This window comes from Streptomyces sp. RLA012 (genome assembly GCF_056270325.1).
Genome location: NZ_JBWDPA010000002.1, coordinates 8,576,733 through 8,589,936, shown reverse-complemented (window position 1 = coordinate 8,589,936; position 13,204 = coordinate 8,576,733). Strand labels below are relative to the sequence as shown.

Genomic DNA, 13,204 nt, shown 5'->3' with positions numbered 1-13,204 from the left:
CTACACCCGTCCCATGAAGATACGCGCCGGCGCCCAAGGCTTTTAGGGGCGCGGGGAACTGCGCGCCCAGCCCCCACCCACCCGCAGCGGAACAAAAAAACGCTCCCCGGGGTACGGGATCGGGTAGGGGCGGCGGGGGCGAAATCCCTCGCGGAAGCGGCCCCGTCCCCCAACCGAACCAACAACCCCTTGGGTAAGGGAACGGTAAAGCGCCTCCGGTCGTTACCTCAGTCATGACAGCTATGACCCCCGGCTCGAACATCCCTCTCCCCGTCACCCGCGTGACGGTGGACGTCGCCGCCCCGGTGCGGCTCGACGTATCGGGCCTGCTGCTCACCGCCGACGGCAAGGTGCGCTCCGACGACGACTTCATCTTCTACAACCAGCCGAACGGCCCCGGCGTGACGTACCGCTCGGGCGGCGGCACGTCCCCGGACGCGATCACGGTCGACACGACCACCGTCCCCCCGGGCATCGAGAAGATCGTCGTCACCGCGAGCCCGGACGCAGCGGGCCAGACCTTCCAGGGCATCGAACCCACGGCCACCATCCGCAACGCGGACGACAACGCCGTACTGGCCTCCTTCACCCCGCCGCAGCTCGGCACGGAGACGGCCCTGGTGATCGTCGAGATCTACCTCCGCAACGGCGCGTGGAAGGCCCGCGCGGTCGGCCAGGGGTACGCCAACGGCCTGGCGGGCATCGCCACCGACTTCGGCGTCACGGTGGAGGAACCGGCCCCGACCCCCGCGGCCCAGCCCACACCCACGCCCACGCCCGCACCCGCACCCGCCGCGCAAACCCCCGTGACCTCGCCGGTCCCTGCCACCCCGCCCGCCCCCGCAGCCCCTCCCACCCCTCCCGCCTCCGGGAAGATCAACCTCGACAAGGGCCGGGTCAGCCTCCAGAAGAACCAGACCGTCTCCCTGGTCAAGGGCGGCCGCCCGCTGCTCTCCCAGGTCAAGATGGGCCTCGGCTGGGAGCCGGCGTACCGCGGCAAGGACATCGACCTGGACGCCTCGGTCATCGCGTACGGCCCGCAGCGCAACCACATCGACAGCTGCTACTTCGGCAAGCTCTCCATCCTGAACGGTGCGATCAAGCACTCCGGGGACAACCTCACGGGCGAGGGCGGAGGCGACGACGAGGTGATCGTCGTGGACCTCGGGCGCATCCCCCAGGAGGCCACCGGCCTGGTCTTCACGGTCAACTCCTTCTCCGGCCAGAAGTTCACCGAGGTCGCCAAGGCCTACTGCCGCCTCATCGACGCCGCCACCGGCGAGGAGCTGGTCCGCTTCGACCTCACCAGCGCCGAACCCCAGACGGGGGTCATGATGGCCAAGCTGATCAAGCAGTTCTCCGGCGAGTGGGAGATGACGGCCTTGGGCGACTTCGTGAAGTCCCGTACGGTCCGCGGCATGGTCAAGCCGGCGGCCCAGTCCCTCTGACCCTGCGACCGTCACCGGGGCGCGAGCCCCACGCACCCGCGGCCGCCCACTCGCCCAAGGGGCCGTGCCGGTGCGTCCAAAGCCCGTCGCGTACGTTCGGATCTGGAAACGGCTCCCCATAGGGCAACGTCTGATCCGGCGGCGACGGGCTGGACGCACCGGCACGGCCCCGACCCACCCCCGGCGGACAGCGCAGCGCACCGCAGCGCACCGCACCGCAGCGCACCGCCGAAGAACCCCCCGCCGCTACGGCCGCAGCCCGTCCGTCAGCAGCGACAAGTACCGCCGAATGTACTTCCCCTGCCCATTGGCGAGCTCCGACGCGGTGGCCACCCCGTGCGCCAGCCGTAGAACCTCGATCGGCTCGATGTCCTGACGCAGGGTTCCCTCCCGCTGCGCCGCCTCGACCAGCCGCTCCGCCGCCCCCTTCATGGACGTGCCACAGGCCGTGAGCGCGGCCCTGCTGCCGTCCGTGACGGCCGAGCCCAGCAGGGCCTTCATTCCGCGTACCTGGATCGTGCCGACGCACAGCTCATAGAGCCACTCCGCCAGCGCCTCGCCCGGAGGCAGCTCCTTCGCGATCTCGTCGGCCCGCGCCCCGAGCGCCTCGATCCGGTCGACGTAGGCCGCCTCCAACAGCGCCTGCCGCGTCGGGAAGTGCCGGTACAGCGTGCCCGACCCGACGCCCGCCCGCTTGGCGATGTCGTCGAGCGACGCACCTTCCCCATGCTCGGCGAACGCCTCGGCCGCCACCTTCAGCAACCGCTCATAGTTCCGCCGCGCATCCGCCCGCATCGGCTTGGCCTGCGTCATTCAGATCCTCCTTGCCAACCGGGGACTGCCTCCGTATCTTATCGAGCATTAAACGGAGACAGCCCCCGCTTACCTCTGCGGGCAGTTAGCGCTGCCCGCACACCACTCACCGGGGACACAAGACAGGGAGCATCCCATGTCCACCCCGTCGGCACCGTCCACCCCGTCGCCCACCAGCCCACCCGAGGCCACCGACGAGCACCCCGCCCGGCTCGGCACCGTCCTCTTCGTCATCGTGACCGCCTACCTGATGGTCGGCGTGGACGCTTGAGTCTGATCACCCGTTCCGAAGTCCCTCAGAAGCAGACGCGGGTCTACCTTTCCCTCAACCAGCAGGTCAGGCAGGGGAACGGCATTCGTCGGTTCGGGGACGGGTACGGACTCGACGCCTTCGAGTGCGGCCACCACGCGCGCCCAGGTGCCATCTTCCTCCCAGCGCAGCCACCGCTTCATCAACGATCGACCGCTACCTCTCGACAAGGCCTCCCCCGCCGTGTTCCAGGAGGCTGCGTCACGGCCCTTACACAGGATGACCTCCACGCATTCCCTCAATGGAAGTTCCGTGGACTTTCTCGAGCCCCTACCAGTTTTCTTGACCAGCGGCTCGATCTGGGCCCATCGCTCGTCGGCTACTCCTACAGGAATGCCGAGGCCATTGGCCTTGAACCAGGCTCCCACCGAGCACTCGGCTTGGGATCTCCTCAGGGGTACCGGGCTCATGATGGTCACGGTGATATCAGCCAGGTCGACGAAATCGGCTTTGCTCTCCTGCGGCATGTTCGGCATCTCCACTTGAGCCATTTCTGCAAGGGCCCTTAGATCTCGTGCCTGCTGTTCTGCCGCTTCCGTCTCCCTCTGCCATGCGACGGCCTCTTCCCGAAGTTTCTTCAGACGCGCCGATTCTTCCCGCAGAGGCCCCACGGCCTGAGACAACAGGTCCTGTGTTTCCTCGTCACTCAGCTCCATCTGTGCGGTCTGGAGGGATGTGGAGCGCATGACGGTTGCAATAGCCTTCTGCTGCACCATGATCTGCGCGTCAAGTTCCTCAATGCGCTCCACATGCCCTTTATGGGCGCCGAGCGTCACGTCAACCCATTCAGCGGCCAAGCTCCGCAGATCCTCAGGATCTCCCAGAAGCCTGGTTACCTTCCCCCAGACCTCCGCCTCGATTCGGTCGGCGTCGATCTGGCTACACGAGCAGGTTCCCGCTCCCGCAAACTTCCGCTGCTTAGCGGAGCACACATAAGTGCGCACGCCCGTGGTGAACTGAACAGTTCCCACGTAATAACCGCCGCAGAGGGCCGTCATGGGGCGAGCCTCGAAGATCATGGCCCCAACGTCGTGCCTCACCGGGCAGGCCCACAAACCGCCCGACGCGCCATCAGCTTACGGGGCCATGATCACTCGCCCCGTAGCACCTCCCGTCCCAAGCCTCTACGGCCGGCGGCGTGCCCAAACCGCGCCACTACCAGGGCAAAGGCCAGACCCCCTTGGCCGAGGGCGGGTGCTCAGCAAACTGACCACGCTTCTCTGGGAAGAAAATGGGGAAGGTCGTCCATCGCTTCGGAAGGCACGAACACCGGCCGTGTGAGCAGGTGGTCACCTGCCCGCTGCACGTCGATCACGACACCCAGTGTGTCCGACCCGGGTACGCCTGCGTCCATGTAGGAGAGCTCCGAATAAGAGATTCCGCGGGTAGGGGCGCGGTCGCGAGCGCTGCGATACCGCCGCCCGGACCAGCGGAACATGCCCCACGCCTCCGAATTTGTGTTAGAGCGCACTCCAACTCCTAGTTTCGGCGCATGCGATACATCAAACTCGGAACGACCGGACTGGAAGTCTCTGCCATCACCCTCGGCTGCATGAGCTTCGGCGAGCCGGACCGGGGCGGCGAGCCCTGGTCGCTGGGCGCGGACGCCAGCCGGGACATCATCAAGCAGGCCCTCGATGGCGGCGTCAACTTCCTCGACACGGCCAATGGGTACAGCGCCGGAAGCAGCGAGGAGATCGTCGGCCAAGCGGTCAAGGACTTCACCCGGCGCGAGGAGGTCGTTCTTTCCACCAAGGTCTGGATGCAATGCCGCTAAGTTAGGCGGCTCGTGTCGTCCGCCTGACGATGGGGCAGGGGGGCAGCCGTCTCGCTAGGGTGCGGTTCGTGGCGCGAGTTGGGCAGGTCAGTGGGGACGAGCCGTCGGGCGGGCGGCTGACGGACCACATCGAGTTGGGTGTGCTCGCCCGTACGTTTCCCCGGGATCTGCTGGAGGAGGTCCTGGACGTCACGGGTCGGCGGGAGAGGCGGGTGCGGCGGCTTCCCGCTCATGTGATGATCCGTTACGTGATCGCGCAGGGCTTGTTCTTCGGGAGCGGGTCGGAGGAGGTCATGCGCCAACTGGTCGGTTCCCTGCGGCATCTGGGCTCGTGGAGTGACGACTGGCAGGTGCCCAGCACTTCGGCGATCGCGCAGGCCAGGGCCCGGCTGGGGGCCGAACCGCTGCGGGAGTTGTTCCGACGCGCGGCGGTCCCGGCGGCCGGACACGGCACCAAGGGCGCGTGGCTGGCCGGCCTGCGGCTGATGTCGATCGACGGAACCGGCCTGGACGCGGCCGACACCGAGGCCAACGTGGCCGCGTTCGGACGGATGAACTCCGGGCCCAAGGCGTCGGCCTTTCCCAAGGTGCACCTGGTCACCCTGTCCGAGTGCGGTACCCACGCTGTGGTCGCGGCGGAAATCGGCGGCTGCCGGACCGGGGAGCGTACGCTGGCGGCCGGTGTGCTGGACGCTTTGGAGCCGGACATGCTGCTGCTGGCCGACGCCGGTTTCTACAGCTGGCAGCTGTGGCACGACGCCGCCGCCACCGGCGCTGCCCTGGTGTGGAGGATCGGCGCCGGTGTGAGTCTGCCCGTCGTTCGTGCCCTGCCCGACGGCTCCTACCTGGGCCTGCTCTTCGACCCGTCGGTCAAGACCGCGCGCCGCCAGGCACTCCTGACCGCCGCCCGGGCCGGGCAGGAGGTGCCCGGGGAACAGGCGCAGCTGGTGCGGGCCGTGGAGTTCACCGTGCCCGACCGAAATCCCGACGGGGAACTGGTCTGCCTGATCACCACCGTCCTGGACCCCGCCCGGATCAGCGCCACCGAGCTGGCCACCGCGTATGCCCAGCGGTGGGAGCACGAGTCGGCGCTGGACGAGATCAAGACGCATCTGCGTGGTGGCGGCCAGATCCTGCGCAGCAAGTCTCCCGACATGGTCGAGCAGGAGATCTACGGACTGCTCCTGGCGCACTACGCGGTCAGGGACCTGATGTGCCAGGCCGCGGACGAAGCAGGCCACGACCCCGACCGGCTGTCATTCGCCCGCTCCGTCCGCGTCGTCCGCCGCCAGGTCACCGACCAGGCGGCCTTTCCCCCCTGAACACCTGCCCACGGCAACCGCCCACACCCTCGCCGAGATCACCGAGCGGCCCAACCCCCGGCGTCGCCACCGCACCTACCCCCGCGTCATCAAACGCGCCCGCCACAACTCCTACCGCGTGAAACGCCCCACCGACGTAGCCCTCAAACACACCGGACCACCCACACCGCAACTCATCCGAGCCACCTAACTTAGCGGCATTGGGTCTGGATGCGGATGCGCCCCGGCCCGAACGGCGCCGGGCTGTCCCGCAAGGCGATCTTCGCCGAGCTCGACGCCTCCCTGAAGCGGCTGGGGACCGACTACATCGACCTCTACCAGATCCACCGCTGGGACTACGACACCCCGATCGAGGAAACCCTTGAAGCGCTGCACGACGCGGTCAAGTCCGGGAAGGTCCGCTACATCGGAGCCTCTTCCATGTACGCCTGGCAGTTCGCCAAGGCCCTGTACCTGGCTGACCTGAACGGCTGGACCCGGTTCGTGTCAATGCAGGACCACTACAACCTCATCCACCGAGAAGCAGAGCGGGAGATGCTCCCGCTCTGCGCCGACCAGGGCATCGGCGTGATCCCGTGGAGCCCGCTGGCGCGAGGCAGGCTGACGCGGGTCCGGGACACCGCCACGGCGCGTGCCGAGACCGATGAGGGCGGCAAGATCCTCTACCGCGACGGGGACCAGGCAGTGGCCGAGCGCGTCCACGAGATCGCGGGCAAGCGGGGTCTGTCCCCGGCCCAGGTCGCCCTGACCTGGGTCATGCGCAACCCGGCGGTGACCTCGCCCATCGTCGGGATCACCAAGCCGGCCCAGCTGGCCGACGCACTCGCCGCGGTGGACGTCGAACTCGACGAAGCCGAGGCTGCCTACTTGGAGGCGCCCTACCAGCCGCACGAGGTCGCCTACCTGGAGGAGTCCTTCTACAAGTCGCGCCCGGTGGCGGGCTCCCGGTAGTCCGGGCTACCGCCGGCCTTCGACGAGTCCTTGGCCCCGGCCTTCACAGCCCTGTGGTGGGCCCGGCGGTGCTTGCGGGCGGGCAGCGCGCAACTGCATGATCTGGGCACTGCCCGCCAGCGCGGTGAGCAGGATGCTTGCCACTGCGGCCAGCAGCAGGGCGACGCGCAGCGGAACGTGCCCGTGGGCACCGAGTAGCTGACGTCCACCGACTGCTCCTGAGTTTGGTCAATTGGTAAGAGATTTCGCGGGTAGGGGCGTCAGGCTGATGTGACGCGGGCACCGGGATCCGTTTTGACGTGGGACTCCTACATCTCTACATCTGAAAACGGAGCACCGGTGCCCGCCGTCGAAGCATGGGCGATCGAGCCCTTGTGGGTCCAGTTTGAGGCCCTCCTGCCACCGCATCTCGAGACACATCCGTGGGGCTGTCACAACCCACGGATCCCGGACCGGATCGTGTTCGACAAGCTCGTCGCGAAACTCGTCTTCGGCGGCTCGTACGAGAAGCACGCCGATCAATCGTGCTCGGCAACCACGATGAGAACCCGACGCAACGAGTGGATCGCGGCCGGTGTCTTCGCAGGGCTGGAGCAGATCGTGCTGGAGACCTACGACCGTGTCGTGGGCCTGGACCTGGCCGACATCACCGTCGATGGGCAGATCACCAAAGCGCCCTGCGGTGGCGAGGTCGCCGGGAAGTCACCGGTTGACCGAGGAAAACTCGGGATCAAGTGGTCGCGGCTGACCGACGGACGCGGGATCCCACTGGGCTGTGTCGTGACCGGCGCGAACCGGCACGACTCCCCTTTGCTGCGCCCGACGCTAGAGAAGCTCGGGCGTTTCGAGCTCGCGTTGCCTGAGCAGATCACGGTGCACCTTGACGCGGGCTACGACTCCACGGTCACCCGCAAACTGCTGACCGATCTCGGCTGCGAGTGGCGGATCCAGCCCAAGGGCGTCGTGATCCCGATCAACCACACTCGCCGCTGGGTCGTCGAGCGCACCAGCTCCTGGTACAGCCGCGGCTTCAACTTCACCCTGTCCTGCACGGAACGTCGAGCGGTCGTCATCAACGCACTGCTCGCGTTGATGACCGCGATCATCGTGATCCGACGCCTCATCCGCGAAGCCCGGACCAGCCAACGCTGGGACACACGGCCAGCCCGCCGACCATGACGCCTTGTCCTCTACCCGCGGAATCTCTTAGAACAACGCGCTGTACGCGTTCAGCGCCGGCTGCCCGCCCAGGTGGGCATAGAGCACGGTGGAGTCCCGCCCGATCTCCCCCCGCGCCACCAGGTCCACCATCCCGGCCATCGACTTGCCCTCGTAGACGGGGTCGGTGACCATCCCCTCGGTGCGCGCCGCGAGCCGCATCGCCTCCAGCGTGGCCTCGTCCGGAATCCCGTACGTGCCCGCGTGATAGCGCTCGTCCAGCTCGACGTCCGCCTCCGTCAACTCCTTCCGTACGCCGATGAGCTGCCCCGTGCCGTGCGCGATCCGCGCGATCTGCTCACGCGTGCGGGCGGGCGCCGCCGACGCGTCGATCCCGAGGACGCGCCGCGGCGGCCCGCCCGCCTCCTCCAGGGCGGCGAACCCGGCGACCATGCCCGCCTGGGTCGACCCGGTCACCGAGCAGACCACGACGGTGTCGAAGAAGACGCCCGACTCCGCCTCCTGCTCGGCCACTTCATAGGCCCACCCGGCGAACCCGAGCCCGCCCAGCGGATGGTCCGACGCCCCCGCCGGAATGGCGTACGGCTTGCCGCCGCCCTCCTCGACCTCCCGCAGCGCCTGCTCCCAGCTCTGCTTGAAGCCGATCCCGAATCCGGCCCGCACCAGCCGTACGTCGGCGCCGGCGAGGCGGCTGATGAGGATGTTGCCGACCTTGTCGTACACGGAGTCCGGCCATTCCACCCAGCTCTCCTGCACCAGCACGCACTTGAGCCCGGCGCGGGCCGCGACGGCCGCGACCTGGCGGGTGTGGTTGGACTGCACGCCACCGATCGAGACGAGGGTGTCGCAGCCCTGGGCGAGCGCGTCGGCGACCAGGTACTCCAGCTTGCGGGTCTTGTTCCCGCCGTACGCGATACCGGAGTTGCAGTCCTCCCGCTTGGCCCACAGGGAGGCACCCCCGAGGTGCTGGGTCAGCCGCTCCAGGGGATGCACGGGCGAGGGCCCGAAGAGCAGGGGGTAACGCTCGTACGAGGAAAGGGACATGGGTCGAGCCCGCCTTCTCTACAGCGCCGTGTCAGGCAAGTCACCGTATCGCTCGATGATCTCCCGGGCGAAGACCAGCAAGTCACTCACCCGTTGACCGCTGGGTTGGATCGAGGTCCACAGCTCCAGGTTCTCCGGTCGGTTGTCGTCACGGATGCCGTTCTTGTGGTGCACGCTTTCGACGCGCGGTCGAAGCTGTCTACCCAGGATCTGCTCCATCACCAATCGGTGTTCGGGAACGCGCTTTCCGTTCACCCAGAAGATTCGATAGCCGTTCTGCAGACTGCCGCGAACCTTGCGACCGTCAAGACCGTTCTTGCCGCGTCGCAAGCGCGTGTAGTGCAAGTGACAGTACCCGCGGCCGCCGCCGTAACGCTCCCGTCCACACCCTGCATAACTGCAGAGAGTGCCACGCCGGGTCCATTCGAACTGCGTTGACGACGGTGAGCCGTACCTCTGCAAACGTCTGTAGTGCGTATTGCACAGCCCTCGTGCCTTGAGGGGCCTCGGACATCCCTCCACGCCACACGGCCGGGGCGGGGAGACAGCCCTCCCAGCAGGGGGACCACCACCGCTCGGATCGCCGTAAGCGAGCCAACGTTGGTAGTGCAAATTGCAGTATCCCCGCCCCTTGTGCGGCCTTGAGCACTCGTCCATTTCACACAACCTGGTTGCCATTAGGATAGGTTGGCGAACTAATGCCCGTTCACTCAAGCCATGGCCAGAGCCCGTCACTACCACGCTCAAGCAAGGGAACCATCCGGAAAGCCGCGTCCGAGAGCCCCCCGAACGTGTGCCGGTTGCCCGTCCCGGACGGGCCGTGGCCCGCCCGGTACCCGGCCAGGTTCCAGGTGTAGACCGGAACGTGCGCCGGGACCTGCTCGGTCGGGTCCCCGTAGTGGCTGTACGTGGCCTGCTCGTCGGTGACGATGAGCACCCGGTCGTGCTTCCTGTAGTGCGCGCGCACCGCCTCGCTCGTGTTGGTGCCCCCGAGGTCACCGAAGCGCTCCAGCACCTTCAGCACCGACTCGCCCTTCTTGAACTTCAGCCGGTTGCTGCTGGTGCCGAACTCGACGAGATCCGCGTCCGCCGCCCGCAGCGCGAGCGCCGTGCCGAAGATCGCCGCCGCGTCGGCCCGGTTGAGCTCCGAGCGCTCCGACAGCCGCGAGTAGAACATCGAGCCGGACCGGTCGACGAGCACGAGCGTACGTCCGGGCAGCGCCGGCACGTTGGCCAGCGAGTGGCCGAGCGCCTGCTCCAGCGGGTACGACCAGCGCAGCGAGGGCGCGTGCCGGTACGCGGCGAGGTAGCGGAAGGGGAACTGCCGCGAGCGCGCCACCTCCGCCGGGTCACTGATCCTGGCGGCGACCTGAGCCGCCACCTCGTCGCTGACCCCCGCCTCGTCGAAATTCCGTAGGTTGCGAACGAGCGACGTCGCACCCATGGACGGGATCACGGCCTCCCAGGCCGCCTTGTCCATCGGTCCCTGCAGCCAGCCGGCCAGCGCCTCCCAGGTCATCCCCGCGTCCGCGAGGCGCCGCACGCCGTGCGCGCCGGTCACGACCTTGCGCCGCTTGGCGGGCCGCAGCGTCATCAGGTCGCGGTGGGCCGCCACCACGGGCAGCGACTTGGGCACCACCGCGGTGTCCGGGTGGTGGCGCCGGTCGAGGGCGTACTGGAACAGGTCGCTCTGCCACGGCTTCGCCGGGTCGGGCGCCGCGTGCACCAGGTTGAGGATGTCGCCGAAGCGGTAGCCCTTGGCCGCCGTGTCGTACTTCAGCAGCGCCTTCTCGCCGTAGAGACGTCGTACGGCGTCGGCGATGCCCCGCTTGACGGGCTTGGGCACATTGCGGCCGTACTGGGAGGTCCAGTAGGCGAGCAGCTCGCCGGGCTCGTCCGGGCGGCGCAGCACGGAGGCGATGACCTGCCGGTTGGCCGGGCCGTCGGTGGCGCCGGCGTCGAGGCGTGCCTTCACGTACTCGGCGGCGCCCACCAGCGAGGCCGTCCGCAGGTTGCCCTCGCCACGCAGCCAGCCCAGCAGGGCGGCCGTCCACGACGGGTCGGCGACGGCAAGCTCGCGCACGAGCGTGGCGAACCGGTCGTCGCGGGCCCCGCCGGTCTCGTAGAAGGTGTTCTGCGAGACGAAGTTGGCGATGGCCAGCAGGAAGAGCTCGGAGCGCGCGTCGCGCTCCTGGCCCCGGCCGCCCTGGTGCGTGCGCAGCACGCGGCCGGTCGACGTCACACGGGAAGTGGGCTGCGCCTTGGCCGCCTTGGTATTGAATCGTGCCATGATGAATTCCCCCGAATTCTTTCCACGACGGTGAAGTCGTGTTTCGGAGGGAGGCACAGCAAATGGAGGGGGCCCGAGTTCAGGGGTCGGCGACGGACTTAGCCAGATGCTCTACCCAATTGAGCTACAACGACCCGAAGTCGATGACGGGACTTGAACCCGCAACCGTCCGATCCAATGAAGTAACCGTTGCCTGCGCACCGGGCACCCACCATGAGCTGCGCCTCCCGAGATCAAGTCGGCGGCGGCGTGGATTCTTTGAGAGAGAAGTAGCCGCAGCCCGCGCACCGGGAGGTGCATGAAGTTGTGGTGTCCAGAGTTCAAGGCCGGCGGAACCGACGTAGGTGCTCTAACCCCTGAGCTACACCGGCGCGTTGTACCGGTGGCGGGACTCGAACCCGCGGCCGCCCCATTATGAGTGGAAGTAGGTCCTGCCTTCGCACCTGGACATGCATCACTCTAGGAGGCGTACCGCGGGACGGGCGAGCGAATTAATTCCCCGGGAAACGGCGGGGAGTTCAGCCGCGCTTCTGGCGCTTCCAGGGACCCGTGATCGCGAGCATGATGCCCGGCTCCTGGATGTTGGCGAAGAGGGTCCTGCCGTCGGGCGAGAAGGTGACGCCGGTGAACTCGCTGTAGGCCGGCTCCGCCTCGGTGCCGATGTTGAGTTCGTTGCGGGCGATCGGGTAGGTGCGGCCGCTGTCGGTGGCGCCGAACAGGTGCTGGATGCCTGAGCCGTCCTCGGCGATGACGAGGCCGCCGTACGGGGAGACGGTGATGTTGTCGGGGCCGTCGAAGGCGCCGTCGACGGACGGGTCGGGGTTCACGCCGATCAGGACCTTCAGGGTCAGGGTGCGGCGCTTGGGGTCGTAGAACCAGACGGCGCCGTCGTGTGCCTGACCGGGGCTCTCGGTGCGGGCGTAGGAGGAGACGATGTACACGCCGCCGTCGCCCCACCACATGCCTTCGAGCTTGCGGGCGCGGGTGACCTGGCCGTCGGTGAACTGCTTGCGGACGGAGACGGTCTTCGCGTCACGGTCGGGGACGTCGATCCAGTCGACGCCGTACACCGTGCCGATCTTGGTGGCGCGGGAGAGGTCGTCGACGAACCGGCCGCCGGAGTCGAAGCACTTGAAGGCCTGGAGTGCGCCGGCGTCGTCGGCGAGGGTGGCCAGCTGCCGGTGGCCGTGCTCGAAGCCCTGCGGCGGGGTCCAGCGGTACAGCAGGCCGTTGGGGCCCGAGGCGTCCTCGGTCAGGTAGAGGCGGCCGCGCTTGGGGTCGACGACGACGGCCTCGTGGGCGTAGCGGCCGAGCGCCTTGATGGGCTTGGGGTTCTTGTTGCGGCGGCGGTCCTTGGGGTCGACCTCGAAGACGTAGCCGTGGTCCTTGGTGAAGCCGTTGGTGCCGGCCTTGTCCTCGGTCTCCTCGCAGGTGAGCCAGGTGTCCCAAGGGGTGTTGCCACCCGCGCAGTTGGTGGCGGTGCCCGCGATGCCGACCCATTCGGCCACCTTGTCGCCGCGTACCTCCACGACCGTGCAGCCGCCGGCCGCGGCCGGGTCGTAGACCAGGCCCTCGGTGAGCGGCACCGGGTGGGGCCACTGGGCGCGGGGGCCGGCCAGCTCGTGGTTGTTGACCAGGAGGGTGGTGCCGCGCGGGCCGTCGAAGGTGGACGTGCCGTCGTGGTTGGACGGCGTGAACTCGCCCGACTCCAGCTTGGTCTTGCCGCTGTAGGTGATGACGCGGTAGGAGAACCCGGCGGGCAGCGCGAGCAGGCCCTTCGGGTCGGGGACCAGCGGTCCGTAGCCGACTCCGCCGTGCCGGTACGCCGACTCGTCGCTCTCTCCCACGCTCTCGGTTTCGGTGGAAGCTAGGGCGTTCGGGGCGGTGGCGAGGGCGCCGACACTGCCGGCCAGGGCGATACCTGCACTGGTGAGCGCGGATCGACTGGCGAAGTCCCTGCGGGTGAGCGACATGAGTGTCTCCCGTGACGGTGAAGGATGACCGTGGAGGGTGGCCGAGGGCATTGCGGCCACACAGTCCCGCCCGCGTCTGAACGGGAGTTGAACGCCG

At 68.1% G+C, this 13,204-nt stretch carries 10 protein-coding genes and 2 pseudogenes; 6 read left to right on the top strand and 6 right to left on the bottom strand.

Features of this window, described 5'->3' with window-relative positions; all coding sequences use genetic code 11:
- Positions 1-242 precede the first annotated feature (242 nt).
- Complete coding sequence (locus RV986_RS39370) at positions 243-1,448, top strand: TerD family protein (RefSeq protein ID WP_475924599.1); 1,206 nt, start codon at positions 243-245, stop codon at positions 1,446-1,448.
- Positions 1,449-1,694: 246 nt separating this feature from the next.
- Here RV986_RS39370 and RV986_RS39365 read toward each other — a convergent pair whose 3' ends face one another.
- On the bottom strand, positions 1,695-2,261 hold the full coding sequence (locus RV986_RS39365; RefSeq protein ID WP_475921952.1) for a TetR/AcrR family transcriptional regulator: 567 nt from the start codon (positions 2,259-2,261) through the stop codon (positions 1,695-1,697).
- A gap of 136 nt (positions 2,262-2,397) precedes the next feature.
- Here RV986_RS39365 and RV986_RS39360 point away from each other — a divergent pair, with 136 nt between their 5' ends.
- Positions 2,398-2,532, top strand: a complete 135-nt coding sequence (locus RV986_RS39360; protein ID WP_475921951.1) for a hypothetical protein — start codon at positions 2,398-2,400, stop codon at positions 2,530-2,532.
- On the opposite strand, the gene RV986_RS39355 is transcribed toward RV986_RS39360, so the two are convergent.
- Positions 2,505-3,590 carry a transposase gene (locus tag RV986_RS39355; RefSeq protein WP_475921950.1) on the bottom strand — a complete coding sequence of 362 codons (1,086 nt, stop codon included), beginning with the start codon at positions 3,588-3,590 and terminating at the stop codon, positions 2,505-2,507. The genes RV986_RS39360 and RV986_RS39355 overlap by 28 nt on opposite strands.
- Positions 3,591-4,063: 473 nt before the next feature.
- Here RV986_RS39355 and RV986_RS39350 point away from each other — a divergent pair.
- The 4 genes and pseudogenes from RV986_RS39350 to RV986_RS39335 form a co-directional block, all read left to right on the top strand.
- A pseudogene (locus tag RV986_RS39350) lies at positions 4,064-4,345 on the top strand (aldo/keto reductase); the annotation flags it as partial.
- 71 nt (positions 4,346-4,416) lie between these two features.
- Positions 4,417-5,670 (top strand): IS4 family transposase, encoded by a 1,254-nt coding sequence (locus tag RV986_RS39345; RefSeq protein WP_475918579.1) that lies wholly within the window; start codon positions 4,417-4,419, stop codon positions 5,668-5,670.
- Positions 5,671-5,874: 204 nt separating this feature from the next.
- Positions 5,875-6,621, top strand: a pseudogene (locus RV986_RS39340) (aldo/keto reductase); the annotation flags it as partial.
- A 339-nt stretch (positions 6,622-6,960) separates the two neighbouring features.
- Positions 6,961-7,800 carry an IS5 family transposase gene (locus RV986_RS39335; protein WP_475921949.1) on the top strand — a complete coding sequence of 280 codons (840 nt, stop codon included), beginning with the start codon at positions 6,961-6,963 and terminating at the stop codon, positions 7,798-7,800.
- Between the two features lie 27 nt (positions 7,801-7,827).
- On the opposite strand, the gene RV986_RS39330 is transcribed toward RV986_RS39335, so the two are convergent.
- The 4 genes from RV986_RS39330 to RV986_RS39315 all read right to left on the bottom strand — a co-directional run bounded on the left by RV986_RS39330 (position 7,828) and on the right by RV986_RS39315 (position 13,107).
- Complete coding sequence (locus tag RV986_RS39330; RefSeq protein ID WP_475921948.1) at positions 7,828-8,844, bottom strand: 1-aminocyclopropane-1-carboxylate deaminase; 1,017 nt, start codon at positions 8,842-8,844, stop codon at positions 7,828-7,830.
- A gap of 18 nt (positions 8,845-8,862) precedes the next feature.
- Positions 8,863-9,174, bottom strand: a complete 312-nt coding sequence (locus RV986_RS39325) for an HNH endonuclease (protein ID WP_475921947.1) — start codon at positions 9,172-9,174, stop codon at positions 8,863-8,865.
- 376 nt (positions 9,175-9,550) lie between these two features.
- Positions 9,551-11,134, bottom strand: a complete 1,584-nt coding sequence (locus tag RV986_RS39320; protein ID WP_475921946.1) for a TROVE domain-containing protein — start codon at positions 11,132-11,134, stop codon at positions 9,551-9,553.
- Between the two features lie 518 nt (positions 11,135-11,652).
- Positions 11,653-13,107: an alkaline phosphatase PhoX gene (locus tag RV986_RS39315; protein ID WP_475921945.1), complete on the bottom strand. Its 1,455-nt coding sequence runs from the start codon at positions 13,105-13,107 to the stop codon at positions 11,653-11,655.
- Positions 13,108-13,204: the final 97 nt, after the last annotated feature.

Excerpts from the sequence above, each read along its gene's own strand:
- RV986_RS39315 (WP_475921945.1), bottom strand. The coding sequence starts at position 13,107 with ATGTCGCTCACCCGCAGGGACTTCGCCAGTCGATCCGCGCTCACCAGT.
- RV986_RS39365 (WP_475921952.1), bottom strand. The coding sequence starts at position 2,261 with ATGACGCAGGCCAAGCCGATGCGGGCGGATGCGCGGCGGAACTATGAG.
- RV986_RS39360 (WP_475921951.1), top strand. The coding sequence starts at position 2,398 with ATGTCCACCCCGTCGGCACCGTCCACCCCGTCGCCCACCAGCCCACCC.
- RV986_RS39320 (WP_475921946.1), bottom strand. The coding sequence starts at position 11,134 with ATGGCACGATTCAATACCAAGGCGGCCAAGGCGCAGCCCACTTCCCGT.
- RV986_RS39355 (WP_475921950.1), bottom strand. The coding sequence starts at position 3,590 with ATGATCTTCGAGGCTCGCCCCATGACGGCCCTCTGCGGCGGTTATTAC.
- RV986_RS39370 (WP_475924599.1), top strand. The coding sequence starts at position 243 with ATGACCCCCGGCTCGAACATCCCTCTCCCCGTCACCCGCGTGACGGTG.
- RV986_RS39330 (WP_475921948.1), bottom strand. The coding sequence starts at position 8,844 with ATGTCCCTTTCCTCGTACGAGCGTTACCCCCTGCTCTTCGGGCCCTCG.